The sequence below is a fragment of the Deinococcus sp. AJ005 genome, from assembly GCF_009017495.1.
In the GTDB taxonomy this organism is placed as follows: domain Bacteria; phylum Deinococcota; class Deinococci; order Deinococcales; family Deinococcaceae; genus Deinococcus.
This window is the reverse complement of sequence record NZ_CP044990.1, coordinates 2,215,897-2,239,478: the sequence shown is the minus strand read 5'-3', so window position 1 is coordinate 2,239,478 and position 23,582 is coordinate 2,215,897. Positions and strand designations below refer to the sequence as shown.

The 23,582-nt window shown below is 64.0% G+C and carries 24 protein-coding genes; 15 read left to right on the top strand and 9 right to left on the bottom strand.

All coding sequences use genetic code 11. The annotated features are described in order from the left end of the window. Positions 1-49 precede the first annotated feature (49 nt). On the top strand, positions 50-1,258 hold the full coding sequence (locus DAAJ005_RS12760) for a thiolase family protein (RefSeq protein ID WP_151847441.1): 1,209 nt from the start codon (positions 50-52) through the stop codon (positions 1,256-1,258). 66 nt (positions 1,259-1,324) lie between these two features. Here the strand turns inward: DAAJ005_RS12760 and DAAJ005_RS12755 are convergent, their stop codons facing one another. Next, positions 1,325-2,248 (bottom strand): Ig-like domain-containing protein, encoded by a 924-nt coding sequence (locus tag DAAJ005_RS12755; protein ID WP_151847440.1) that lies wholly within the window; start codon positions 2,246-2,248, stop codon positions 1,325-1,327. A 225-nt stretch (positions 2,249-2,473) separates the two neighbouring features. After that, the gene (gene glp, locus DAAJ005_RS12750) at positions 2,474-3,679 is read right to left on the bottom strand and encodes a gephyrin-like molybdotransferase Glp (protein ID WP_151847439.1); all 1,206 of its coding nucleotides are present in this window, start codon (positions 3,677-3,679) and stop codon (positions 2,474-2,476) included. Between the two features lie 160 nt (positions 3,680-3,839). Between glp and DAAJ005_RS12745 the strand changes: the two genes are divergently transcribed. Further along, positions 3,840-4,328: a peptidylprolyl isomerase gene (locus DAAJ005_RS12745; protein WP_151847438.1), complete on the top strand. Its 489-nt coding sequence runs from the start codon at positions 3,840-3,842 to the stop codon at positions 4,326-4,328. A gap of 148 nt (positions 4,329-4,476) precedes the next feature. On the opposite strand, the gene aspS is transcribed toward DAAJ005_RS12745, so the two are convergent. Both aspS and DAAJ005_RS12735 read right to left on the bottom strand, forming a co-directional pair. Then, complete coding sequence (gene aspS / locus DAAJ005_RS12740; RefSeq protein WP_151847437.1) at positions 4,477-5,814, bottom strand: aspartate--tRNA(Asn) ligase; 1,338 nt, start codon at positions 5,812-5,814, stop codon at positions 4,477-4,479. A 182-nt stretch (positions 5,815-5,996) separates the two neighbouring features. Then, positions 5,997-6,566 (bottom strand): ankyrin repeat domain-containing protein, encoded by a 570-nt coding sequence (locus tag DAAJ005_RS12735; RefSeq protein WP_192930755.1) that lies wholly within the window; start codon positions 6,564-6,566, stop codon positions 5,997-5,999. A 192-nt stretch (positions 6,567-6,758) separates the two neighbouring features. Between DAAJ005_RS12735 and DAAJ005_RS12730 the strand changes: the two genes are divergently transcribed. The 7 genes from DAAJ005_RS12730 (at position 6,759) to DAAJ005_RS12700 (ending at position 15,043) form a co-directional block, all read left to right on the top strand. Continuing rightward, the gene (locus DAAJ005_RS12730) at positions 6,759-9,299 is read left to right on the top strand and encodes a U32 family peptidase (RefSeq protein ID WP_192930754.1); all 2,541 of its coding nucleotides are present in this window, start codon (positions 6,759-6,761) and stop codon (positions 9,297-9,299) included. 226 nt (positions 9,300-9,525) lie between these two features. Then, entirely contained in the window at positions 9,526-10,080 is a 555-nt protein-coding gene (locus DAAJ005_RS12725) for a DUF402 domain-containing protein (protein WP_151847436.1), read from the top strand. A gap of 25 nt (positions 10,081-10,105) precedes the next feature. Next, a complete protein-coding gene (locus DAAJ005_RS19205) occupies positions 10,106-10,819 on the top strand; it encodes a hypothetical protein (RefSeq protein WP_226342414.1) in 714 nt (237 codons plus the stop codon). Positions 10,820-10,865: 46 nt separating this feature from the next. Continuing rightward, positions 10,866-11,642: an ABC transporter ATP-binding protein gene (locus DAAJ005_RS12715; protein WP_151847435.1), complete on the top strand. Its 777-nt coding sequence runs from the start codon at positions 10,866-10,868 to the stop codon at positions 11,640-11,642. A 115-nt stretch (positions 11,643-11,757) separates the two neighbouring features. Next, positions 11,758-13,449, top strand: a complete 1,692-nt coding sequence (locus DAAJ005_RS12710; protein ID WP_151847434.1) for a hypothetical protein — start codon at positions 11,758-11,760, stop codon at positions 13,447-13,449. Beyond that, the gene (locus DAAJ005_RS12705) at positions 13,401-14,306 is read left to right on the top strand and encodes a hypothetical protein (RefSeq protein ID WP_151847433.1); all 906 of its coding nucleotides are present in this window, start codon (positions 13,401-13,403) and stop codon (positions 14,304-14,306) included. The genes DAAJ005_RS12710 and DAAJ005_RS12705 overlap by 49 nt, the downstream gene beginning before the upstream one ends. Positions 14,307-14,419: 113 nt before the next feature. Then, positions 14,420-15,043 carry a hypothetical protein gene (locus tag DAAJ005_RS12700; RefSeq protein ID WP_151847432.1) on the top strand — a complete coding sequence of 208 codons (624 nt, stop codon included), beginning with the start codon at positions 14,420-14,422 and terminating at the stop codon, positions 15,041-15,043. A 16-nt stretch (positions 15,044-15,059) separates the two neighbouring features. Here DAAJ005_RS12700 and DAAJ005_RS12695 read toward each other — a convergent pair whose 3' ends face one another. After that, positions 15,060-15,524, bottom strand: coding sequence for a carbon monoxide dehydrogenase subunit G (locus DAAJ005_RS12695; RefSeq protein WP_151847431.1), 465 nt, complete (start codon positions 15,522-15,524; stop codon positions 15,060-15,062). Between the two features lie 185 nt (positions 15,525-15,709). Between DAAJ005_RS12695 and DAAJ005_RS12690 the strand changes: the two genes are divergently transcribed. The 4 genes from DAAJ005_RS12690 to DAAJ005_RS12675 all read left to right on the top strand — a co-directional run bounded on the left by DAAJ005_RS12690 (position 15,710) and on the right by DAAJ005_RS12675 (position 19,639). Beyond that, positions 15,710-16,339 carry an NTP transferase domain-containing protein gene (locus DAAJ005_RS12690; RefSeq protein ID WP_151847430.1) on the top strand — a complete coding sequence of 210 codons (630 nt, stop codon included), beginning with the start codon at positions 15,710-15,712 and terminating at the stop codon, positions 16,337-16,339. 39 nt (positions 16,340-16,378) lie between these two features. Then, on the top strand, positions 16,379-17,653 hold the full coding sequence (locus tag DAAJ005_RS12685) for a class I SAM-dependent RNA methyltransferase (protein ID WP_151847429.1): 1,275 nt from the start codon (positions 16,379-16,381) through the stop codon (positions 17,651-17,653). Between the two features lie 126 nt (positions 17,654-17,779). After that, positions 17,780-19,135: a DUF262 domain-containing protein gene (locus DAAJ005_RS12680; protein ID WP_151847428.1), complete on the top strand. Its 1,356-nt coding sequence runs from the start codon at positions 17,780-17,782 to the stop codon at positions 19,133-19,135. A gap of 93 nt (positions 19,136-19,228) precedes the next feature. Next, positions 19,229-19,639 carry a hypothetical protein gene (locus tag DAAJ005_RS12675; protein WP_226342413.1) on the top strand — a complete coding sequence of 137 codons (411 nt, stop codon included), beginning with the start codon at positions 19,229-19,231 and terminating at the stop codon, positions 19,637-19,639. Between the two features lie 7 nt (positions 19,640-19,646). Here the strand turns inward: DAAJ005_RS12675 and DAAJ005_RS12670 are convergent, their stop codons facing one another. From DAAJ005_RS12670 to DAAJ005_RS12660, 3 genes are read right to left on the bottom strand one after another with little or no spacing between them, the layout of a single operon-like run. Beyond that, the gene (locus DAAJ005_RS12670) at positions 19,647-20,153 is read right to left on the bottom strand and encodes a hypothetical protein (protein ID WP_151847426.1); all 507 of its coding nucleotides are present in this window, start codon (positions 20,151-20,153) and stop codon (positions 19,647-19,649) included. A gap of 56 nt (positions 20,154-20,209) precedes the next feature. Continuing rightward, complete coding sequence (locus DAAJ005_RS12665) at positions 20,210-21,040, bottom strand: Cof-type HAD-IIB family hydrolase (RefSeq protein ID WP_151847425.1); 831 nt, start codon at positions 21,038-21,040, stop codon at positions 20,210-20,212. A gap of 10 nt (positions 21,041-21,050) precedes the next feature. Further along, positions 21,051-21,434, bottom strand: a complete 384-nt coding sequence (locus tag DAAJ005_RS12660; RefSeq protein WP_151847424.1) for a 4'-phosphopantetheinyl transferase superfamily protein — start codon at positions 21,432-21,434, stop codon at positions 21,051-21,053. A gap of 65 nt (positions 21,435-21,499) precedes the next feature. Between DAAJ005_RS12660 and DAAJ005_RS12655 the strand changes: the two genes are divergently transcribed. After that, the gene (locus DAAJ005_RS12655; RefSeq protein ID WP_151847423.1) at positions 21,500-22,195 is read left to right on the top strand and encodes a HepT-like ribonuclease domain-containing protein; all 696 of its coding nucleotides are present in this window, start codon (positions 21,500-21,502) and stop codon (positions 22,193-22,195) included. A gap of 1 nt (position 22,196) precedes the next feature. Here DAAJ005_RS12655 and DAAJ005_RS12650 read toward each other — a convergent pair whose 3' ends face one another. Beyond that, positions 22,197-23,138: an aldo/keto reductase gene (locus DAAJ005_RS12650; RefSeq protein WP_151847422.1), complete on the bottom strand. Its 942-nt coding sequence runs from the start codon at positions 23,136-23,138 to the stop codon at positions 22,197-22,199. 187 nt (positions 23,139-23,325) lie between these two features. Between DAAJ005_RS12650 and DAAJ005_RS12645 the strand changes: the two genes are divergently transcribed. Then, a complete protein-coding gene (locus DAAJ005_RS12645) occupies positions 23,326-23,520 on the top strand; it encodes a hypothetical protein (RefSeq protein ID WP_029483586.1) in 195 nt (64 codons plus the stop codon). Positions 23,521-23,582 lie beyond the last annotated feature (62 nt).

Below are 23,582 nucleotides of genomic sequence, written 5' to 3'. Positions count from 1 at the left end.
ATAGAGCAACCTCTAGCCTCTAGCCTCTAGCCCTTTCAAGGAGTAAACCATGAATCTAAAAGACGCAGTAATCGTATCCGCCGTCCGTACCCCCGTGGGACGCGGCATTAAAGGCACCCTCGCCAATACCCGCCCCGACGATCTGGCCGCACTGGTCATGAACGAGGCCGTGCGCCGCGCCGGAATTGATGCCGCTTTGGTGGAAGACGTCTACCTGGGCTGCGCCATTCCCGAAGCCGAGCAGGGCCTGAATGTGGCCCGCCTCGCCGCACTGCGTGCCGGAATGCCCGACAGCGTGGGCGGCGTGACCGTCAACCGCTTCTGCTCCAGCGGGCTACAGACCATTGCTATGGCGGCGGCGGCCATCCAGACTGGACAGGCGGAAGTGATGCTGGCCGGAGGTGTGGAAAGCATGAGCATGCTGCCCATGAGCGGCCACAACCCCAGCCCCAACCCTGATCTGGTGGACAGCCGCCCCGGCTCGTACATTGGCATGGGCATGACCGCCGAGAATGTGGCCGACAAGTACGGCATCAGCCGCGCCGATCAGGACGCCTTCGCCTTCCGCAGTCACCAACGCGCCGCCGCCGCCCAGGACGCCGGACGCTTTGACGCCGAGATCGTGGCCGTCCCGGTGGAGAAAGACACCGTGAAAGGCACCAAGATCAAGTCCGAGACCGTTCCGTTTGAAAAGGACGAGCTGATCCGCCGCGACGCCAACCTGGCGGACATGGCGAAGGTGCGCCCCGCCTTCAAGACCACTGGCAGCGTGACGGCAGCCAACGCCAGTCCTTTTTCTGACGGAGCCGCCGCCGTGCTGATGATGAGCGGCGACAAGGCGCAGGAGCTGGGCCTCAAGCCCCTCGCCAAGTTCCTGGGCTTCGCAGTGGCGGGCGTGGACCCCGAACTGATGGGCATCGGCCCGGTCAAGGCCATTCCGAAGGTGCTGAAGCAGGTGGGTTTGACCCTGGCCGACATTGACCTGATTGAGCTGAACGAGGCGTTCGCCGCCCAGAGCCTCGCGGTCATCCGTGAACTGGGCCTGAACGAGGAGATCACCAACGTCAACGGTGGCGCGATTGCGCTGGGCCACCCGCTGGGATGCAGCGGCGCGAAGCTGGCGACGACGGCCATCTACGAACTCGGACGGCGCGGCGGCGGCAAGGCGCTGATTACCATGTGTATCGGCGGCGGCATGGGCGCAGCGGGCGTGCTGGAAGTGTACCCGGCGGAAGAGAAGGCACAAGCGGCAGACTGAACCCAGTGAATTGAAATGCGGCCCCGCTGGTTCACGGGGCCGCATTTCGTTGGATGTGGTGTTGACTCAGCGGTTAAGCTGAAGCTTTTGCTGCATGGCCCTGAACAGTGCCGGATTGGCCTTGGCGGTGGCCTGAGCGGGGCTGACGAAAGCGGCTTGCAGTGCCTGCGCTGCCATTCGCTTGCCCTGCATATTTAACCCATCCCGCGCCGCTGCACTGGTGGGGACCGTGTCGCTCACCTGGACCAGGGCTATCGCCACAGCCTGCCCTGCTTCATTGGTGGCGGTGGCGATGTTGCCCGTTCCCTCGAAAGCGGCTTTACCCTGGAACACGCCCAGTGTGTTGTCGCTGTCCTGACCGATGAAAAAGATTCCGGCATTCTCGTCCGTGCCCAGAAAGAAGCCCACGTCCAAATTGCCTGCCTGAACCACGGGACCCATCAGGGCCGCGCCGAACTTGCCCGTGCCTTCGGCTGCAAGCTCTGTCTGGTTGGCATACACCCCAAAGGCAATGGTCCGGCCTTCGCTGGCAAATTCATCCGCGAACACCGTCACGCCGCTGTCGATCACTGCCCTGGAGGCCAGGTCACCAATGGCCCAGCTCCATACGCCCTGATACAGCTTCTTGGTGGCAGGAGGCGGCGTCACGCTCACCGTAATTGTCTTGCTGCCCTGCCCTACATTGCCTGCGGCATCAAACGCTCTGGCCGTGTAGGTCACGTTGCCATTGTCGGCGGCTGAAACGGTGGCAATGGCCGCATAGGGCGCGGAATCGTCGGTGCTGATCAGGGTGCTGCCCCGGTAGAACTCCACTTTGGTGACCTTCACGTTGTCGGTGGCCGTGGCCAGCAGGTTGACGCTGGTTCCACTCTGGGAGGCGTTCAGGCCAACGGCGGGCGCGGTGATGTCGGCGGCGGGCTGTGGAGTGCCGCTACCACAGGCGGCAAGCAGCAGGGAGATGCTGAGAATTGGGAGGAGGAGTGTCTTCACTTCAATACATTAGAGTTTTTTAAGGACAGACGCGGGTGGAATTCTGCTTTGTCCTCAGCGCTGTCTAGATTGGCGTGATCCGCCACCAGTCGTCCTGCAATGTGATCGGCAAGGCGCGTATCCAGATGCAGCCCTTCCAGGCAGCAGGGCTATTTTGTCCGCCACTTCGCGGACGATCACACCATCCTGCCTGGGTTGCCGGGTCTGGACTGAGATTTAGAGCGTCTACAGCAGCACCACGTCCACCACGTCTCCGGCCTGCACACCGCCGCCCTCCGGCACGATCACCAGCGCGTCGGCGTCGCTCAGCGAACGCAGGATGCCGCTGCCTTGGGGGCCGTAATCGCTCACCTCTCCGTCTGTAATGACACCGCGCCAGAAGGCGGTCTTGTCTTTAAGGCCACGAAAGGGCGTGGCGGCGCGCAGTTTCAGGCTCTGCACCGGCTGCCCGGTCAGGGCGGGGCGCACGATGACGTGGAAGACCACCAGACTGCTGACTGGATTCCCTGGCAGGCCGAAGACGGGCAGGCCGTTCCAGCCGCCCAGAATGGCCGGGCCGCCGGGCCGCATCCGCACCTTCCAGAAGGAGACCCGGCCACGTTCGATCAACAGATCGCGCATGAAGTCGTACTTGCCCATGCTGACGCCGCCGCTGGTCAGCAGCATGTCCGCGCCGCCCGCACTTGCGATGGCCGCCTGTAGAGACGCCGGGCTATCGGGGGCGTGGCCCAGCTCAATGACCTCGCAGCCGCTTTCCTCCAGCATGGCCGACAGGCCCACGCGGTTGCTGTCGTAGACCTGACCCGCTTGCAGAGGTAACCCTGGCTCAATCACCTCGTCCCCGGTGGACAGCAGCGCCACGCGCAATTTGCGGCGCACCGGCAGGCGGGCGTGGCCCAGCGAGACGGCCAGCGCCACGCGGGGGGCGCTCAGGCGCAGGCCAGCGCGCATCACTGTTTCGCCCGCGCGGAAGTCGCCGCCCTCGGGGCGCACGTCGGCGGGAAAGGCGGGGCGCAGTAGATGGACGTGTTCGGGGCCGCCATCGGCCAATTCCTCGACAGGACAGATCGCGTCCGCCCCGCGCGGTAGCGGCGCACCCGTGTAGATCCGCACGCACTCGCCCGCGCCCACGCGGCCATCAAACGGCATTCCGGCGCGGCTCTCGCCCACGATCTTCAGGCGTACCGGGGCCTCGGCGCTGGCGCTCAGCGTGTCCGCCTCACGCGCGGCGATGCCGTCCAGGGCACTCTCGGTGGCGCTGGGATGGCTGACCAGGGCCTCCAGATCGGCGGCCAGGGTGCGGCCCAGCGCCTGAGCGATAGGCACGGTCTCGGTCTCCAGTTCGGGCAGCAGCGTGGCCAGCATTTCGCGGGCCTCGGCCACGCTGACGTGCATCGGGAAGGGGTGGCCGGAAGAAGTGGGGGCAGACATGGGGGTCAGCATAGAGGGCTGGCCCGGCATCCATCCGTCCGTGAAGCGAAGCCGTAGGGCCGGGGGCCGCGCCGCTCATCCCGAAGCGTTACACTCTTCGGGCGAGAAAACTCGTCCCGAGCCATTGGCATCTGCCGCCGGACGAGACATGGAGGGCCATATGAACATTGAACAGGACAAAGTTGTCGAGTTGGATTACAAGCTGACCGTGAAGGGCGAGGTTGTCGATCAGAGTGAACCCGGCGAGCCGCTGACCTATCTGCACGGCCATAGCAACATCATTCCAGGCTTGGAAAAGGCGCTGGAAGGCAAGGGCGAGGGCGACACCATGCAGGTGACCGTGCAGCCCGAGGACGGTTACGGCGAGCGCGACGAGGACAACACCGAGGAACTGGCCCGCGAGGATTTCGAGGACGACATCGAGATCGGTGAAACGTATTACGCGCAGGCCGAGGACGGCAGCGTGATTCCCTTCACGGTCATGGAACTGAACGGCGACATGGTCAAGGTGGATTTCAACCCCCCGCTGGCCGGCGAGGTCCTGAACTTCGACGTGACTGTGGTGGGCGTGCGTGACGCCAGCGCCGAGGAACTGGAACACGGCCACGCCCATACCCCGGACATGATGGAACACGAACACGACGCGTAAAACCTGAACGTGCAGGATAGAGCAGGGCAGAGGTGAGCCGATGGACGGCCAGTCTCTGCCCTGCTTTTTAAGATGATGGTGGAGGGTACGGCTTGTCTCCGCCGCTTTGCATCGCCCCCTCTACTCGTGTGTGAGGGGCCGCTGAAAGTCAGGGCGTCAGGCGGTTCCGGTCCCTGGGGAATGCGCGGGCATAGCGCACGTTGGCAATGCCCAGCAGCTTGGCTGTCAACCGCTCGGCCCCGATGGCGAAACCGCCGTGCGGGGGCATGCCGAATTTGAAGACCTCTGAGTAACCGGTCATGGCGTCGGGGTTCATCTTGTAGGCGCGGATCGAGTCCATCAGCATGGCGTAATTGTGGATGCGCTGCCCACCGGAGGTGATCTCTATGCCCCGGAACAGCAGATCGTAGCCGCGCGTGAGATCAGGGTTCAGTGTGCCGTCCGCGTTGTGATCGGCGTGCGTGTAGAAGGGCCGGGCGGCGCGCGGGTACTTGGTCACGAACACGAAATCGCTGCCCTCGGTTTCCGCGAAGTGCTGGCTCAGCAGACGTTCGGCTTCCGGGTCTAAATCTTTACCGCCGACCTGATGCCCGTATTTCTCGGTCACCAGTGCGCGGGCTTCCATCAACGGGATGCGCGGGATGTGGGCCGGAACGTCGGGAATCGTCGCACCCAGCAGCTCAAACTCCCCGGCGCTGGTCTCGCGCAGCCGCTCCATGATGGACGCCAGTAGGCCGTTCTGAAGGGCCATGACATCTTCCTCGCTGTCGATAAAGCCCATTTCGATGTCCAGCGACAGGTATTCGTTCAGGTGGCGACTGGTGGCGTGTTCCTCGGCGCGATAGACGGCGGCCACCTCGTACACCCGCTCGAAGACGCCCACCATGATCTGCTTGTAAAGCTGAGGACTCTGCGCCAGATACGCCTGTTCGCCGAAGTAATCCAGCTTGAACAGGTTCGCGCCGCCCTCCGCCCCCGCCGAGACGATCTTGGGCGTGCTGATCTCGGTAAAGCCGTTTTCGCGCAGGTAGGTATGGAAGCCGTAGACGATCTCGCCCTGTACCTTCAGCGCCGCCCGTTCGCGCAGGCCGCGCAGCGAGACGTAACGGTAATCCAGCATGGTCTCGGGGTTGACGTTCCATTCCATCTTGGGGATTTCGAGGGGCGGCGCTTCCACGGCGGCGCTGACCACCTTGAAGTCCTCGATCTGCACCTCAAATCCGCCCGGCGCTTTGGGGTGCGCCTTGACCTTGCCGATCACCTCGATGCTGCTCTCGGGCAGAGGCAATGCGAGGCCGCTGCCCACGCACTGGGTAATGCCGGACACGTCGCGCAGCACCACGAACTGCACGCCGCCCAGATCGCGCCGGGCGTGGACGAAGCCTTGCAGGCGCACGGTCTGCCCGTCGTGCTGCGCGAGATCACGGGTCAGGGTGCGGGGGAGTTTCTGTGCTGATGCAGTTGCGGGCTGGGTTTCGGTGGTCATAGGGTCTCCTGTATGGACTGGCTAAAAAAAGCCCCCGACTCCGAGAAGGAGGTCAGGGGCGCAACGGCTTAAGCGTCCCCTACTGGGGATCGTTATCGTTGTCGTTCAGGGCAGCCGCGAACATGCGGGCAAGTCTAGCGGGCGCGTGGGTGGGGGTCAATGCGGCGGCTAGGCAGGGGAGACTAGTCAGCGGTGGCATCCTCGCCACGGGCCGCCATCACAGCGTCCAATCTTGCCGCCGTCTGTGCCGCGCCCATCACGCGTGCGGCGTCTGCGGCGCTGGCCCCACCCGCGTCACGCATGTTGGGATCGGCCCCCAGCTCCAGCAGCCAGTTCAGCATGTCCATGCGGTTAAACATGGCGGCCATCATCAGCGCCGTCCTGCCGCCGGGCGCGGCCACGTCCAGCCCCGCGCCGCGCTCTACCAGCAACTCGGCGGTGGCCTGATCGCCCCGGAAGGCCGCGCCCATCAGTGGTGTCTGTCCCTGATCATTCAGGATGTCGGGATCGCCGCCGTGGTCCAGCAGTGTGCGAACCGCTTCCGTGTGGCTGTGGTAGGCCGCCAGCATCAGCAGCGTGTCGCCGCGCGTGTTCTGGAGGTTGGGCGGCAGGCCCTTTTCCAGCCACGTTTTCAGGAAGTCGGCGTCTCCGTTGCGCGCCGCCTCGAAGGCCGACTGCATGATGTCCAGCACCTCGGCGTCGGTGGCGTCGGCGGATTGTGGATGGGTTTGTGGCTCGTGATCGGCAGACATGGGGAGACTCCTTTGTGAATGCGGCTTGGGCAAGTGCGGCTGGGAGGTGGGCGAACTTATGGGGTTCAGTGTGCTGGAAGGCGCGGGCCGCCGGTCAACGCCAGCATAAGGGCCATTGATGTGGAGGCGTGGCAGACCGCTTTGTTCCTCTCGTCCATATGCCCTGCCCCGCAGCCCGTACACTGCCCTGTTATGTTGCGCCCCCGAGTCAAGCCCGAAGTGATGAGTCCAGTGGGAGGTTTTCCCCAACTGAAAGCAGCGGTGGAAGCCGGGGCCGACGCCGTGTTCTTCGGTGTCAATCCAGCCAGCGGTGAGGGCCGGGCAGATGGTGCTGGCTTTCACGCACGGGCCAAAGTCGGCTTTGACGCCGAGGCACTGCCTGAAATCATGCGCGGTCTGCACGCGCGTGGGGTGCAGGGTTTTGTGACCTTTAACGTGCTGGTCTTTGACCGTGAACTGCGCGACGCTGAACGCCAGTTAATGGCGCTGGCCGAGGCTGGGGTGGATGCCCTGATCGTGCAGGACCACGGCGTCGCCCGCCTCGCCCGGCAGATCTGCCCCGATCTGCCCATCCACGGCTCAACGCAGATGAGCATCACCTCTGCCGAGGGGGCCGAACACGCCCGCCGCTTCGGGGCCAGCCGCGTGGTGCTGGGCCGTGAGCTGAGCCTGAAGGACATCGAACGCATTGCCAGCCAGACCGACATAGAGCTGGAAACCTTCGTCCACGGCGCACTGTGCGTCAGCTATTCCGGCCAGTGCTTTTCCTCCGAAGCGTGGGGAGGCCGCAGCGCCAACCGGGGCCAGTGCGCCCAGGCGTGCCGGTTGCCGTATGACCTGCTGGTAGACGGCGAAGAGCGTGATCTGGGCGACGCCCGCTATTTGCTGTCCCCCGGTGACCTGTACGCGCTGCATCAGGTGCCGGAGCTGGTGCGGATCGGCGTGAATTGCCTGAAAATCGAGGGGCGCTACAAGGACGCCGAATTCGTGGCCCTGACCACCGCCTCCTACCGTCAGGCCGTGGATGAGGCGTGGGCGGGGTTGCCCCTGAGCATCACGCCGCAGCAGGAGCGGGATCTGGAGCAGGTGTATTCGCGCGGTCTGGCCCCGCATTTCATGGCCGGAACCAACCACCAGACCGTGGTGCGCGGACGTGCGCCGAGGCACCGGGGCGTGCCCGTCGGCACCGTGCGCGGCGTCACCGAACGCGGTGTGCTGGCTGAACTGTCCGAACCGCTGAAGCCCGGCGACGGTCTGGTCTTCGATCCCGCCAACTGGCGCACGCCCGAGGGTCGTGAGGAAGGCGGGTTCCTGTACGGCCTGTGGCAGAACGGACAGCAGACCGAGGATGTGCGCGTCGGCGGTGTCTACGAGCTGCGTTTTGGGCGCGGCGCGGTGGACGGCTCGCGCGTGCGGGTGGGCGATCCGGTGTGGCGCACGCACGATCCCAGCCTGAATGCCCGCGTCAAACCGCTGATTGAGGCGGGCGATCCGGTGTATACGCGCCCGATCAGCGCCTATTTCGTGGGCCATGTGGGGCAGCCGCCCCAGCTCATCCTGACTGACGAGGCGGGTCACAGCTTTGCCGCCACACTGTCAGAACCCCTGTCGCCTGCCCGTAACCGTGCGCTGGACGAATCCAGTTTGAGAGAGCAACTGGGGAAACTCGGCGGCACGGGCTATCACCTCTCCGGCCTGAGTGTGGATTTGCGCGGCGAGGGGTTTCTGCCCGTCAGCGCCCTGAACGGACTGCGGCGGGAGGCGGTGGAGGGATTGACCGCCCTCCGGTCGCAGGCTCCAGTGCGGCGGATTGAGAGCGTGCTGAATGTCTCTGCTGCCGCATCTTCGCCTGTGGTGACAGAACCACGCCTGCACATTCTCGTCCGTACCCCCGAACAACTGGACGCGGCCCTCGCAGAGAATCCTGATTCCATCACGCTGGATTATCTGGAACTGTACGGTCTGAAACCCAGTGTGGAGCGGGTGAAAGCGGCTGGAATCGCCGTGCGGGTGGCGAGTCCGCGCATCCTCAAGCCTACGGAGCAGAACTTGCAGAAGTTCCTGCTGTCGCTGGACGCCGGGATTCTGGTTCGTAGCGGGGGCCTGCTGGAAGGTTTGCAGGGTTCGGATGCGGAATTGACAGGCGACTTCTCCCTCAACGCCGCCAACGTCCTGACCGCCCGCGCGTTGCTAGAGCTGGGACTGCAAAGGCTGACGCCCACGCACGACCTGAACGCGCAGCAGATCACGGAGCTGGCCGGATTGGTGGGCGCGGGGCGGCTGGAGGTCATCGCCTACGGCCACCTGCCCGTCTTTCACACCGAGCATTGCGTGTTCTGCCGCTTCCTGAGTGATGGCACGGATTACACCAACTGCGGTCACCCCTGCGAAACCCACCGCATAGCCCTGCGCGACGAACGCGGACGTACCCATCCGGTGATGGCCGACGTGGGCTGCCGCAACACGGTGTTCGAGGGCCGTCCGCAGATTGCCGCCGCGCATCTGAAGGACTGGCTGGGGGCGGGCCTGCGGGACCTGCGCCTCGAATTCGTTCACGAAACGCCCGAGGGGGTGCGCGAGGTCATCCGTGCCCACCGCGCTTTCCTGAAGGGCGAAATAAATGCCGCCACACTCGAAAGCCGTCTCTCCGGCCTCAGCGACGGCGGGACCACCGAGGGCAGCCTGTTCATACCGCATGACTTCGGAATGCTGGACGCGCTGCCCATCGTGTAATCTCTAAAGCCGTTGTCATGAAAAGACCAATTTTATGACCGAGCGAAGCGAGTGACTTTTACCGAGCAGGACGGACTGGTACAGCTCGGAACGAGAGAATGGAGTCACCGGAAGTCTTCTATTCCGGTGACGTAATTCGGAGAACTGCTCCAGGCAGTCCCGACATTCCGAACGGGGATGTTAGATTCCTCCCGGTCAATTGGGGCGTCTTCGGGTACGCTGTTCCATGCTTCCTCACGCGCATCCGGTCAAGGTGGAACGGCACGACGTTCAGGCGAAATGTCACTACACCAATACCGGCGTGCGCGCTGTGAAAACCTACCGAGAGACGAGCGCGGGCCTGTATGTGGCCCGCGATTTCGTGGGGCATCCGCGCATTCGCCACTGGCAGGCGCACCTGCTGCCCGCACAGAGTCTGGTGGTCTGCCGCTACGCCTTCCATGGGCGGCGCGAACACGATTACTACATTGATGTGGCCCAGATCAGCTGCGCGGATGGAGTCTGGAGCGTGCGTGACCTGTACCTGGATATCGTGCTGCATGACGGTCTGGGTGCAGAAATTGCCGATACCGATGAGCTGCTGGCGGCCTGGGAGGCGGGTTTCCTGACCTCCGACGAATTGCGGCAGGCCATTGAGGTGGCCCACGGCACCGTCTCGGCACTGGCCCGCGCCGAGTACACCCTGAACCACTGGCTGACCGCGCAGGATTTGCGGCTGGAATGGCAGAGCGACGCCCAGGACGTGCAGATGGACGAGGCCAGACACACGGCCCTGTCCTAACATCTGCCTGTCTTAAAATCTACGGGTGAAGGCTGCCGACAACCCACATCAGACTCGCCTGGAAGCTGCCCTGCCCCCCGTGCTGGAACGCATTGCTGCCACACCGGGCGTTTACGCGGCGCTGTGGTGCGGCTCTGCGGCGCGTGGGGAGGCCAACGCCTACAGCGATCTGGATTTTCACGCGCTGGTGACAGGTGATCACCGCTGGCGCAGCAATTTCGTGGTGGACGGCGTGCCCGTGGAAGTGTTTCACAACCCAGTTCGTAAAGTGCGCGCCATGTTCGCCGCAGAGGACGCTGCGACGATCACCATGTTTGCCCAGGGCCGGGCCGTATTGCCCCATCCTGATCTGGACGCGCTGATGGCCGAGGCCCGTGCCCTCCACGCGGCTGGCCCGAAGCCTAGGCCATTGACTGAGGACGGGCGTTTCAAGTTGGTTGACGAGATTATGGACTGCCGCGCTGTAGTCGATCAGCCCACACATGCCCTGTTGGCGTTGGCTGTGGCGAGTCGAGCCGTGGATCGTCTCTACATGGTCAACGGCTGGTGGGAGGTCAAGCGCGAACGCTGGCCCGCCGATCTCGCCGTCAAAAATCCAGAGGCGGCTCGGGAGTTGAATGCCGTTCTCACCGCCTCTGAACCGGATTCACGGCAGGAGGGGTTAGAGAAGCTGGTCATGAGACTGACGGGCAATCTTATCTACCGGGATGGCGGAACCGCACCCGCACCCGTTCCCTGAATCCGAGTCAGGCCCCTGTCATTCCGCCCGGCCTAAACTTTGCCCAATGATCGAGGTCAGCCACTACAGCAAACGCTACGGCGCACACGAGGCCGTGCAGGATCTCAGTTTCACTGTGCAGCCTGGCGCGGTCTTTGGTCTGCTGGGCAGCAACGGAGCGGGGAAGACCACCACCATCCGCGCCCTGGTGGGCCTGACGCGTCCCACGTCCGGCACGGTGCGCGTGGCTGGATTTGACGTGTGGAAGGAGCCGGTGAAGGCCAAGGCCGCCTTTGGCTACATCCCGGACCGTCCATACTTGTACGGCAAGCTGACCGCCCGCGAGCTACTGCGCTTCGTGGGCCAGCTTTACAAGGTGCAGGGCGCAGACGCCGAGATTGACCGCTGGCTCACGCTGTTTCGCCTGGAAGATTTCGGCAACGAATTGATCGAGACCTTCTCGCACGGGATGCGGCAGAAGGTGGCGATCATCTCCGCCATGCTGCCCGATCCCGGCGTGCTGATCATCGACGAGCCGATGGTGGGCCTGGACCCCCACGCCGCCCGTCAGGTGCGCGAACTGTTCCGCGCCCACGCTGACCGGGGCCGCACCGTGCTGCTGACCACCCACAGCCTGCCGCTGGCCGAGGCTGTCTGTGATCGTCTGGTGGTGCTGGACCGGGGCCGCGTGCTGGGCGAGGGCACGATGGACGATCTGCGCGCCCGCACTGGCACGGCAGCCGGGGGCGTTCATGGCGACAGTCTGGAGCGCATCTTCTTCCGCCTGATAGAAGAGGAGCAGGAGGAGCAGAGGCAAAGGCAGGAAGGGGTGGCGGCGGGATGAGCTTGGAGAATTTGTCCCCTCTCCCACAGAGGGAGAGGGAGCCGCGCAGGCGGCGGGGTGAGGGGGCCACCGAGCAGGCCACCAATCAAATAACGTGCCCTCCACCCGTGATCACATGACCACCCGCCCTGCCCCTATCCCCCAGTCCATGCGCCCACCCAGCCTCCTGAATCTCAAGCTGACCGCCCTGCGCCACACGCTGCGGCGGGGGCCGAAGTGGGGCTACGCTTTCGTCGCTGTGCTGGCAGTGTTGCTCGTCTGGGGTGAGGTCTACGGCACCTGGAGGGCACTCAATTTCCTGGGGTCATTCGGCAGTATCGGCACCAATGTTTTTGCCCGTGTGCTGGAGATCGGCCTGATCACCCTGTCTAGTGGCGTGACCTTCAGCGCCACCACCGCCGCCATTTCCACGCTGTACCTCAGCGAGGATCTGAACTTCCTGCTGACCCAGCCGATCAAAACCTGGCGCGTCTTTGCCCTCAAAGTCTCCGAAACCTTCCTGAACACGGCTCTGGTCCCCGCCTTCCTGACCATTCCGCTGCTGCTGACGGTGGGCGCGTATTTCCACGCACCACTGTGGGCGTACCCGCTGATGGTCTTGACGGCTCTCATGACCTTTGCCGCCCCGGTGGGTCTGGGCGCACTGCTGGCCGTACTGCTGATGCGCGTTGCTCCGGTGGGCCGGGTGCGCGAGGTCAGCACCGGCCTGGGCGTGCTGATCAGCGCCGGACTGGTCTACGCTATCCGTGCCCTGCGCCCTGAAGTGCTGATCCAGAAGATGCAGGATCCGGCGCAGTTTGAAACCCTGCTCAAGAACTTCGCCAGCCCCAGCAGCCCGCTTCTGCCGCCTGTCTGGGCCTCGCAGGGCATCTGGGGCGCGGCGCACGGACGGCTGGAAGTGGCTCTGCTGCCCCTGCTACTGTTGACTGTTGGCCTGCTGGCCGCCGCCACTGCCCTCGCCACCCGCGCATATCAGGACGGCTGGGCGCGGGCGCTGGACTCCAGCACGCCCCGGCTCGATCCGACGCCCAAGCGAGCGACGACAGCGGAGAGATTGTTCGCACGCCTCGGCCCTGGCGGCAGCCTGGCCTACAAAGACCTGCGCGTCACGTTGCGTGATCCGACGCAGTGGAGCCAGCTTCTGGTGGTGGTGGCGCTGGCGGGCGTGTATCTGGTCAGCGTCAAGGCCGTGCCGATTCCCATTCCGCAGTTCCGGGGCATCCTGGGCTACGTGCAACTGGCCTTTCAGGGCTTCATCGTGTCCGGCGTGGCCGTGCGGCTGGCCTTTCCCGCCCTCAGTACCGAGGCCAAATCCTACTGGCTGCTGCGAACGGGGCCGATCAGCGCCCAGCAGATCGTTCTGAGCAAGTTTTACGGCGTATTGCCGGTCACGCTCACGATGGGACTGGTCATGGGCATCGCCAGCGCCAGGAGCATGGATCTTGGGCCAACCTTATTGCTTCTGAGCGTGCTGGTCAGCGTCAGCAATGCCTTCGTCATTACGGCGCTGGGCGTGGGTCTGGGCGCGGCGGCTCCCAAATTTGACGCCGACAACCCGGCAGAAATCGGCGTCAGTCCCGGCGGGCTGGCCTTCATGGGCCTGAGTCTGGCGTACTCGGTGCTGTGCCTGCTGCTGCTGGCGCGTCCGGCGGCGGGCAGCGTGCTGCGCCCGGACCTCTTTCCTGGCCTGTCTGCGCTGGGAACGCCCGAGGGCGTGCTGGGTCTCATCGGCCTGACGCTGGCAACGGTGCTGGGAACGTGGCTCAGCTTGCGGCTGGGCTGGAGACGGCTGGACGCACTGGAATAGCGTTGGGCGAAGCGCGCAGCGGTGGTGGGGTGCATAATCGCCGCAAGATGGCCGACGATATTGAAAAACAGCAGCGCTGGGCCGAACGCCGCGCCCAGCGCAGGAATGATCCGCTGTCCATGCTGGGCGGCACGCTGATTGCGCTGTTTGCGATTGGTCTGATCTTCAGCGAGGGCAACGCGGTGGTAGGGTTCACCCTGCTGGGGCTGGTGGCCCTGCTCACGGGGCTTTACTTCGTCTCGGCGCAGGCGCAGCGGGGAATGACCACCCTGCTGACCCTGCCGGGTTTCCGGCGCACCTTTCGGCTGATCATTCCCGTGTTCGCGGTGGCGGGCATCTTCACTGACGGCAACCCGGCGCTGATGATCTTGGTGCTGGTGGTGGCCGCTCTGGCGCTGGCCGCTGCCATGCTGACGGTCCGCACTGGCTCGGCTTCTGTGCCGGACGTGGAAGAGATAAAGCCGCCTGCTGCCGTTCCCGCCCTCCCCGTCCAGTCCAGCGGCGAGACCATCTCCGAGATAGACATTCGTGCGCTGTGCCGGGGCCTGCCCCCTGCTGTGGCCGGACAGGTCTTTGCCACCGTGGAACATCTGGAAACGGTGGCCGCCGAGGCGGGGAAGAATGGGGATACCCGCCGCTCCTACGACGCCCGCCAGGGCCTGACGGATTACCTGCCCAACACGGTCAACGCCTGGAAGGCCCAGGCCGAGGACCAGCGCGATCTGGATGAGCTGACGCGGGCGCTGGAGCAGGTGCGCCAGATTGCGGGCGTGGACGATTCGGGCGGTGAGGCTGGGCGGCGGGCCTGGGAAACCCAGCAACGCTTTCTGGCGTCACGCAAGGGCGAGAAAGAGTGAACGTGTGGGTGGGGTTGAAATTCACTTTCGGGTGACGTTTTCTCCCTCGTTCTTTCGCTATAAGGGAGGGGCGCCGTTTCTCTTTCCCCCTTTCTTGTCCGCCTGGAGGACGCATGACCCGCCGACGCCCCAATTTTAAAACCCTGATGCGCGTGACCCGAGCCTTGCGTGAACCCGATTCCAAGTCCGCAGAAGGCAGCGGTGGCCTGCGCGACACTGCCCGCCGCGCCGCCCAGAGCGCCCTCAACGATCCCCGTGTGCAGGGCGCTGCTGGATTGATCCGTGACCGCGCCGAGGCGGTGAGAACCCGTGCGGGCGAGGGCGCGGACCGCCATCTGGAACGCCTGATCGGCGACGCCCGTGCCCGCCGGGGGGAGGCCACACCCGACGAGGTGGCCGCGCTGCTGGAGACGCGCCGCCGCGAACGCGATGTCCGTATCCGCCGCGTCCAGGCCCGTCAGCAACTGCTGGAGCGTGCTGAGACCCCCGAGCAGCGCCGCATCCTGACCCTGGTGGCCGGGGTGACGGTCTGGGCGAGTGGCACAGCGGAAGCGGGACCGCTGCGTTACACCACGCTGCTGGACCGTCTGGCCCCCAGCGGCAGCGCCGAGGGGGAAATGGCCGTCCACCGCGCCCTGTGGACCCTGGCCGAACGCCGCGTGCTGTCCGTCTCCCCACACGGAGTCGTGACCGCCGTGCAACTGCTGGAGCAGATGACGCTGCCGGAACTGGACTGAACGGCGGAGGACGCCTTTACGCCAGCGTTCCGCCCGCTGCGCTCATGGCCATTCCCATGTTCTCAAAGGTCTTTTCAATCAGCTTCTTGGCCTGAACGTCTAGCATCCGTCCGCCCACGGTGGCCACCGGGCCGCGCATGCTGGCCTCGCCAGTCCAGTCCAGCGTCGTGGTGCCGTCGTTGTTGTCCACCACGTTCGCGCCTGCCGTCAGGTCCACGACGCTGCCCAGTCCGCCGCCGCGCACGTTGACATTCACGCGGCCCGCTGCCTCGTCAGGCAAGACCTCAATCTTGAACTTGAATTTGCCGCGCACCATGCCCACGCCCACCTGCACAGTGGCTTCCATGTGGTTGGCGTCCTGCACCGTCACCTCCTGCACGTCGGGCAGGCAGCGGGCCACCCGTTCGGGGTCCTGCACGAAGGCCCACACGACGGCGGGGGCGGCTTTGACCTGTTCTGTACCTGAGTAATTGAGTTTCATGGTGGACGCTCCTTTGATAGAGGTGGGTTAAGAAGGCTGAATTGCAGTTGCTCCTCTGATTGTAGGCGGGTAGAACAGTCCGGACGGTGAGCAGTCTTCTCGGCTCCCCTTGATGGAGGCTGATGGCGAGGCTGGTGGAGGATTTGGGGAGACCGTTCCCCGCCCGCCCCCGCTATCCTGCCGCCATGTCCCCCAAACCTCTCCTCGTCGCGGCTGTCCTCCTTGCCGCTGGCCGCAGCAAGCGCATGGGCCGTCCCAAACAGTTGGCGGACCTGAATGGGCAACCGCTTTGCCTGTACGCGGCTCAGGCGCTGGCAGAGGTTTATTCACCCCTGCTGGCCGTTATTCCCCCTGGTGCGGTGGGCGAGGGCATCCGCGCCGCACTGGCTGGCCTGCCCTTCACCTTTGTCGTCAACCCGCAGCCTGAGCTAGGTATGGCTTCCTCCTTTCGGGTGGCCGCTGAGTCTCTTCCGGCTGGATTGGGCGGCGCGGCCTTTGCACTGGCGGATATGCCGCTGGTGTCGGCGGACCTTCACGCGAAGTTGCTTTCAGCCTTCAGGGAAACGAACGCGCCCGTCGTCATTGCCGCTTACGGAACTGGAGAGGACGCCGTGCGCGCCCCGCCCCACCTGCTGCGCGCGGACCTCCTGCCCGAGTTGCTGACCCTGCCCGACGCCGATCACGGTCCCCGGCGGATCATCGCCGCCCAGGGAAAGTCGGTGCTGACACTGAATTTTCCCGCCGCCATGCTGCTGGATGTGGACACGCCGGAGGGTCTGAAGGAGGCATGGGCAGCGCTGAAGGAGAGGGGGTGAACGGTTGCCGCGCCCGCGCCGCGCTACCCTGAAGGTCTGATGTCTGAAGCTGCCCCCCAACCTGCCCCACAACCCGAAGTGTTAACGCTGGAAATAGAGAAGCTCGTCGCGGGGGGTCTGGGGCTGGCCCGTGACGAGGACGGTGTGGTGCTGGTGCGCGGCGCGCTGCCCGGCGAACGCGTGCGGGCCACCGTGCGCGCGGGCCGGGGCGTGCGTCAGGCCGTCACGGTGGAAGTGCTGAACGCCAGCCCAGACCGCGTGGACGGCCCGAATCTTCCCACCGCCGATCTGGGCCACGCCAGCTACGCCGCCCAACTGCGCTACAAACGCGACTTCGTGCAGGAGGCGCTGACCCGCATCGCCAAACTGAAGCACGAAGTCAACGAGACCGTGCCCAGCCCCAGCGAGTGGCACTACCGCAACACCGCGCAGTATCTGGTGACGCCGGACGGGCTGGCTTACCGTGAGCGGCGCGGCAACGATCCGCTGGTGGTGTCCGAAGACCCGCTGGTGATGGAAGCCATCTCGGCCATCGTCGCCCGAATTGACCCGGCCCAACTGGCTCCCGCCACTGAAATTGCCTTCCGGGCCAGCGCCCTGACTGGGGAAGTGGTGGCCGCCCTGATCGGGGCCGGGGAACCCCGCGCCTTTATGCGTGCCAGCGAACATCTGATGGAAGCCGGGGCGGTGGGCGTCTCCCTGGCCCAGCCTGCCGGACGCCGCTTCAGCGCGGGCGTGCGCCTGATCGCCGGTGAGATGGACGTGCGCGAGCAATTTGGGCGCGTGCAGGTCAGCGTGAGTGCCACCGGCTTCGCGCAGGTCAATCCGGCGGCGGCGGGGCTGGCCTACGAACGGGCCGCCGAGCTGGCTGGAAACGGCGAACATGCTGTGGACCTCTACGGCGGCGCGGGTGCGATTGGCCGCCATCTGGCCCCCAACTTCCGCCGCGTGACCGTGCTGGACGCCTCTCCCGAAGCGCTGGCCCGTGGGCGGCAGGACGTGGCCGAGAGCGTGGCGGCAGGGAAGCCGGAGGGCAACGTGACCTACCGTGACGGTGACGCCGCCCGTTTCAGCGAACTGGGAACCGACGTGATCGTGGTGGACCCCCCGCGCGCCGGGTTGGAGGAGGGGGCACGCGTTCACATTGATTCCAGCACGGCGGACCGTCTGGTGTATATCTCCTGCGATCCGGCCACTTGGGCGCGCGACGTGGGCGACATGGTGCGGCGCGGCTGGAAGCTGGGCGAGGTCACGCCGCACGACTTCTACCCGCAGACCAGCCACATTGAAATCGTCAGCGTGTTGAACCGCTGATTCTTCGAAGGGTTGAAGGCGTGGGCCGAGTAAGACGGTCTATGGTTGAAAAGCAACGTGATTTTTCCGCCTTATACGGAAAAGATTTAGAGGTGTGCCTCTGCCTGATTGCCCTTAAACTGAGGCATGACTCAAGTGGAGCTAGATGCTGGTTTAAACAGTGATTCTGCGGAGTCGGAACTGCCGCCTTTGGACATTCCGACCGACGCCCGTCGCGTTAGCACTGGAATTCAGGACATCGCAATCGATTATCTGAGCGGTCAAATCACCAGAGGAAAGATCATTCTTCAACCAGAGTTCCAGCGGAAGTTCGTGTGGAGTACGTCGAAAGCGAGTCGTCTGATCGAGTCTATTCTTCTGAATATTCCCATTCCAGTGGTCTATGTTGCTGAGTCGGCTGGAGGAAAACAGGAAGTTGTGGATGGTCAACAGCGACTAACCAGCCCTCACGCTTTTTTGACGGGGAGTTTCCCAGCAAGTAGCGGTCTGAAACAGGACTTCAAGCTGACTGGTCTGCAAGTCCTTCATGAACTCAATGGTAAGAAATTCGCTGATCTCGATGAGGCGACACAGGGCGATCTTGAGAATGCCACTCTCCGTTTTATTGTGATTAAGTCAGAATCTCACCCGGATGTAAAATTCGAGGTATTTGAGCGTTTGAATTTGGGTGCAGAAAGACTCAATGACCAGGAGTTGAGAAACTGCGTCTATAGGGGTAGCTATAACAATCTCCTCCAATCACTCTCCGAAAACTCAAATTTTCTTAAAATACAAGGTCTGAGAGAGCCTCACTCGCGGATGGCTGATCGTCAACTCATTCTCAGATTTTTGGCGCTATATCGCCTGACACATTTACATTATAAAGGCAATATGAAGCAAGTGATGAATCGCGAACTTGAGGAACGTCGTGATCCCTCAGAAAGCGATCTTAAAAAGCTGCGAGATCTTTTTGAAAATTGTATTGATATGGCCTGGACAGTTTTTGGTGACAAAGCTTTCCGTCGGTTTCAGCCTGGCAGTGAGCAGAATCCTGACGGCTCCTGGGATAAGCGCCTCAATTTCGCCCTTTGGGATACGATTATGTACGGGTTCAGTTTCTACGGAAAATCGGATATTGTTCCCAATGCAGATCGTATCCGTGAAGAATTTCTTGACCTGATGACTAATGACTCTACCTTCGTTGAATATGTCGCCAGTACGGGTGACAAGGCCGAGCGTCTCAAATACCGCGCTGATGTATGGCAGGCACGGCTCAAAGAAGTCATTGGTCCACCCCGCAGCGATTCACGTACCTTTACATATAAGCTGAAGCAAGAGCTTTTTGATACCGACCCTACTTGCGCCCTTTGCAAGCAGCATATTCATGCCATCGATGATGCCGAGGTTGATCACATTAAGCATTACTGGAGGGGTGGTCAGACAATCCCAGAGAATGCTCAATTGACACATCGGTACTGTAATCGAGCAAAAGGTGGAAACTAGTCATTGACGTTTGTATGTTGCCTGAATTTCCGAAACATCTCCGGTGGAAAACCACTCTTGGCTTCTTGAAGTGCAGGCGCTAGCGTGTCCGGCATGAAAGTCGGCCTTCTTCTGCTCGCGCTTCTGCTGCTCCTGGGTGCCTGCCGGCCCCCGCAACCGGACCCACAGGCCGCGCCGCAGATCGCGGCTCTCAGCGCCCGCATCGGCACGCTGGAAACCGAGGTGGCCGAACTGAAAGCTGGACAGCGCGACAGCAATCTGGCCAATTCAGACGACGTGACCGCCCGCGCCGCCGCCCAGAACTGCGCGATTGCGCTGGCCCGCGCGCTGGAACTGTTCCGGCAGGGCAGCCTGGAAAGCCGTTACCCCACGCCGTCTCAGGTGGACCTGCCCGACGCCTGCGAGGACCAGCGCGTGGGCTGGCAAAAGCTGGAGGCCCAGCAGTACACCTTTGCCGTAACCAACGGGGACGGGCAGGTGCTGGCGCAGCAGAGTGAGCCGTAAGCGGGCGTTACTGGGCCATTGATCGGCGCAGCGCCACCGGATCGTTCGTGCGCTCGTCTTCCAGCAGCACGCCGAAAGAGGTGACTTTCTGGCCCGTGAAGCCCATCACGAAGGCCCAGACCTGATCGGGGTACTTCTCGTAGATGGAACTGCGGACATACATCGCCTCGCCGCCCTGCATAAAGGTCCGCTCGCGCACCAGCCTGGTTTCCTTGCCGTACTGCTCAATGCCCGTTTTGCGGAAGGCCGTGAAGCCGTCCAGCGTGCCGTACTGTGCCTGCACGTCCGGCGAGAAGGTGTTCCACAGTCGTTCCACTTTGAGCGCCAGAAACTCGGCCATCAGCGCCTGCCCACGCGTGAACGCGGCTTGTTCGGCGGGGGTGCGTGTGGCGGCTGGGGCAGTAGCCGGGGGCCTGGCCGGGACCTCAGGGCTGCCCTGTGCCAGCGCTGACGGATTCAGGACCAGCAAGGCGAGGGCCACCGTCAACCCTTTCATCGGCACATTGGCATTCATGCCTAAGCGTACATGGCCCGGGTTGGTCGGGCTGTCAGATGAGAGACCATCGAAAGCTAGAGCGCAGTTGAACAGGGCTGGCCCAGAAGTTTCTCGATTACCAGCGCCACGCCGTCCTGCGCGTTGCTCAGGGTCACCTCGTCGGCCACCTCCAGCGCTTCGGCCTCGGCGTTCGCCATTGCCACGCCGCGCCCGGCCCAGGCCAGCATCTCGGCGTCGTTGGGGGCGTCCCCGAAGGCCAGAACCTCAGACTGGGCGATCCCCAGCTTCTCGCACAATTTTGCCAGTCCCCACGCCTTGCTCACGCCCTCGGCCAGCACTTCCAGAAACGGTGCGCCGCTGTGGGTCACGGCGTAGCCTCCCAGATTCAGGGCGCGCAACTCGGCCAGCAATTCACGCGGTGTCAGTTCGGGGTGCCGCACGATGAATTTCAGGCTGGGTTCGGCCAGCACGTCGTCCAGCAGATGACACCCCATCTCGCCCGGCTCGCGCTTGTGGTCGTCAAAGTGGGCAATGTCGGCGTATCCGGTCTGAGCCACGAACACGGTGCCGCCGCGCCGCACGCTGACGAACAGCACGCCGGGAACACGCTCGGCCAACGCCGTTGCCAGAGCGCGTTGCGTTGCCGCCTTCACATGCGCCTCAAACAGCACTTCCCCAGTGGTCAGGTGAACGCCGTGTGCGCCGTTGCTGCACAGCGCCCACTCCGAAAAGCCCGCCGCCTCCGCGATCCACTGCACTCCATGTGGTTGCCGCGCTGTGACGGGAACAACCTGAATCCCTACCGCCCGCGCTGCCTCCAGCGCCCGGCGGGTGCGCGGGCTGACGCTCAGATCGGGGCGTAGCAGAGTGCCATCCAGATCGGTGGCAATCAGGCGAATAGGCATGGCGGGTAGCTTAGCGTTCCTCCAGCACCACCACCGCCGAGGCGTGTTCCTTGGTGTGGGTCAGCGTCAGGTGGGCCACCCAGCCGCGCTCCGTCATCTCTGCCCCGATATTGGGGGCGAAGGCCAGGAAAGGCCGCGTAAACCCAAAGGGACCGTCCGGTGTGGGCGTGCGGACCACCCACACGTCGCGCCAGCCGTGGGGTCTGGGCCAGACTTTCTGAAAGGCTTCCTTGGCGGCAAAGCGGGCGGCCAGACTGGGGGCCGGGTCGCTCAGGCGGGCACAGTACGCCAGTTCCTCAGGGGCAAACAGTCGCTCGGCGCGCGGCCCCTCGCGCTCCAACATGGTGCGGATACGCGAAATCTCGATCAGGTCATGGCCCACAGCGACGATCATGCCCGTGATGCTAGTGCCTGCGCCGCCTGTGCCTGCGCGCCTGGCTCAGCCGTTATCTTCTGGGGGTGAATGAACCCTCGCCCACTCTCTTTCCCGACACCAGCCTGCAAGAGGTGGCCCGCATCATCCGCTCGGTGGAATCCCAGTGGCGCAGTATGGGCGCGTCCCGCGTGCGGATTTTCGGCTCGGTGGCGCGTGGTGAGGCCAACGATCTGTCGGATGTGGACCTGCTGGTGGATTTCGTGGGCGAGGCGGGTCTGTTGGACCTGATGAACGTCAAGGATCTGTTCGAGGACACCCTGCGCCGCCGCATTGACGTGCTGACCGAGGGCGGCCTGAAACCGCAACTGCGCCGCGAGATTCTGAGTGACGCCGTGGACGTGATGAAGGTGCCGCGCCACCCGCAGACCACTTTCCGGCGCAAGCGCTGGCTTTGGCGCGTGCATGACCTGCTGGACGCCCTGGACCGTGTGCGCGACTACACGGCGGGCCACACGCTGGACAGCTTTATCGACGATGAATTGACCCGCGACGCCGTGCTGCGAAACCTCGCGCGGTTGGGCGAGACCACCAAATTTATTCCGCAGAGCGTGGAGGACCGCAATCCACAGGTGCCGTGGGCCTACCTGCGCGATATCCGCAATCTGGTGGCCCACGATTATTTCGGCATCGATCCGGTGCTGGTGTGGCACACGGCGACTTCGGAACTGGTCAACATCCGCCCCGCCTTGAAGGAACTGGCGAGTGGGGGAGAGGACTAGCTCAATTCCAACTCAACCCCGCCCGCGTCTGCCAGTACTCCCCCGGCGATTCGGCAAGGCCCGCCAGCGCTGAGAAATCAGCCTGTATTCGTAGCGCCCGCAGATTGCTCTCTAGCTGCTGCACCGTCGTCGCCCCGCTCAGCGCCACATCGGCCCATGGCTGCGCTAGAGCGGCGGCCAATGCCACGGCATCGGGACTGGCGTTCAATTCGCGGCAGATCTGGGCCAGAGGGGGTGGAATCTGGGCGCGTCCGGTCAGCCGTCCATTCGCCACCGCCTCCTTGACCACCACAGTCCAGCCTGCCGCGTGTGCCTCCGTCAGTGCCGCGCCTGCCGACGGCTCCAGCAGGTTCCAGGTGGCCTGCACGGCGCTGAATGGATTCACGCCGTCCACCATGACTGCAAGCGCCCGCCGCAACGTGTCGGCCTGCCCCGGCCCGCTGGTGGACAGGCCCACGCGCACGCCCACCGCCCCCAGTTCGGCCAGTCGCGCCAGCACCCGCCTGTCCTCCAGCACGCCTGTAGCCAGCGTCGCGGAGTGGATCAGGTAGAGGTCCGGTCTGCGGCCCAGGCTTGCCAGGGTTTCGGGCCACTGCCGTTCCAGGGTGTCCAGATCGTGGCTCTTGACCTCGTGCGTGTCGGCGTCCGTGCGCCAGTCGGCCACGTAGGTGTAGCCCCATTTGCTACCTACCGTTGCCGTATGCCTGCGTTCAGCCAACCAGCCGCCTAGGAACTTCTCGGCGCGTCCATAACTGCGGGCGGCATCGAAATAGCGGATGCCAGCGGCCCAGGCAGCGTCCAACACCGTCCAGGCGTGGGCGCGCATGGCGTCCACCGTCTTGTTGTCCAGATCCTCGCCGTGGCCCAGGTTGATATAGCCAGGCCGTCCCAGCGCGGCCAGACCCAGACCCAGGCGGGGTGTGTTGGAAAGGGGAATCGGCATGAGTCAGTATGGTTGACCTAGAGCCGTCCAGGGACAACCGTGGTGTCTGGCTCCGCTTTTAGAGGGCACAGAAAGCGTGTCCCTGACAGCACCCTTAAGCGTCAGATTTCCGAAAGATGATGTGGGCATAATGGGCATCAGCTCAAGACGCCACTCATTTCTCCGCGCAGGCGGAGCGGAGGACTTCATGAAGGAACGTCACGCCCCCCTCAATTTTGTCGCTGTGGAACCGAAGGGCATGGCCTGGGGCGATGACGGCGAGTTGTACCATCTGCCGACGCTCTGGCGGCTGCTGTGTGCGGGTCGCCTGCACCACGACAGCGCCGGATACCGGCTCCTGACGCTGCACTCGGTCCCGGTACAGACGCGCCTGATCGCCTGACACGGACTCTGATTGAACTGTTTGCAAAAACGGTGGAAATCCGAGTGGACGCGAGAAGGGAT

What these genes read in the sequence shown, in the direction of transcription:
- DAAJ005_RS12730 (WP_192930754.1), top strand. Translation starts at nt 6,759, where the DNA reads ATGTTGCGCCCCCGAGTCAAGCCCGAAGTGATGAGTCCAGTGGGAGGT.
- DAAJ005_RS12745 (WP_151847438.1), top strand. Translation starts at nt 3,840, where the DNA reads ATGAACATTGAACAGGACAAAGTTGTCGAGTTGGATTACAAGCTGACC.
- aspS (WP_151847437.1), bottom strand. Translation starts at nt 5,814, where the DNA reads ATGACCACCGAAACCCAGCCCGCAACTGCATCAGCACAGAAACTCCCC.
- DAAJ005_RS12650 (WP_151847422.1), bottom strand. Translation starts at nt 23,138, where the DNA reads ATGCCGATTCCCCTTTCCAACACACCCCGCCTGGGTCTGGGTCTGGCC.
- DAAJ005_RS12670 (WP_151847426.1), bottom strand. Translation starts at nt 20,153, where the DNA reads ATGAATGCCAATGTGCCGATGAAAGGGTTGACGGTGGCCCTCGCCTTG.
- DAAJ005_RS12715 (WP_151847435.1), top strand. Translation starts at nt 10,866, where the DNA reads ATGATCGAGGTCAGCCACTACAGCAAACGCTACGGCGCACACGAGGCC.
- DAAJ005_RS12710 (WP_151847434.1), top strand. Translation starts at nt 11,758, where the DNA reads ATGACCACCCGCCCTGCCCCTATCCCCCAGTCCATGCGCCCACCCAGC.
- DAAJ005_RS12760 (WP_151847441.1), top strand. Translation starts at nt 50, where the DNA reads ATGAATCTAAAAGACGCAGTAATCGTATCCGCCGTCCGTACCCCCGTG.
- DAAJ005_RS12660 (WP_151847424.1), bottom strand. Translation starts at nt 21,434, where the DNA reads ATGATCGTCGCTGTGGGCCATGACCTGATCGAGATTTCGCGTATCCGC.
- DAAJ005_RS12695 (WP_151847431.1), bottom strand. Translation starts at nt 15,524, where the DNA reads ATGAAACTCAATTACTCAGGTACAGAACAGGTCAAAGCCGCCCCCGCC.
- DAAJ005_RS12645 (WP_029483586.1), top strand. Translation starts at nt 23,326, where the DNA reads ATGAAGGAACGTCACGCCCCCCTCAATTTTGTCGCTGTGGAACCGAAG.
- DAAJ005_RS12725 (WP_151847436.1), top strand. Translation starts at nt 9,526, where the DNA reads ATGCTTCCTCACGCGCATCCGGTCAAGGTGGAACGGCACGACGTTCAG.
- DAAJ005_RS12700 (WP_151847432.1), top strand. Translation starts at nt 14,420, where the DNA reads ATGACCCGCCGACGCCCCAATTTTAAAACCCTGATGCGCGTGACCCGA.
- DAAJ005_RS12690 (WP_151847430.1), top strand. Translation starts at nt 15,710, where the DNA reads ATGTCCCCCAAACCTCTCCTCGTCGCGGCTGTCCTCCTTGCCGCTGGC.
- DAAJ005_RS12675 (WP_226342413.1), top strand. Translation starts at nt 19,229, where the DNA reads ATGAAAGTCGGCCTTCTTCTGCTCGCGCTTCTGCTGCTCCTGGGTGCC.
- DAAJ005_RS12685 (WP_151847429.1), top strand. Translation starts at nt 16,379, where the DNA reads ATGTCTGAAGCTGCCCCCCAACCTGCCCCACAACCCGAAGTGTTAACG.
- glp (WP_151847439.1), bottom strand. Translation starts at nt 3,679, where the DNA reads ATGTCTGCCCCCACTTCTTCCGGCCACCCCTTCCCGATGCACGTCAGC.
- DAAJ005_RS12680 (WP_151847428.1), top strand. Translation starts at nt 17,780, where the DNA reads ATGACTCAAGTGGAGCTAGATGCTGGTTTAAACAGTGATTCTGCGGAG.
- DAAJ005_RS12665 (WP_151847425.1), bottom strand. Translation starts at nt 21,040, where the DNA reads ATGCCTATTCGCCTGATTGCCACCGATCTGGATGGCACTCTGCTACGC.
- DAAJ005_RS12735 (WP_192930755.1), bottom strand. Translation starts at nt 6,566, where the DNA reads ATGTCTGCCGATCACGAGCCACAAACCCATCCACAATCCGCCGACGCC.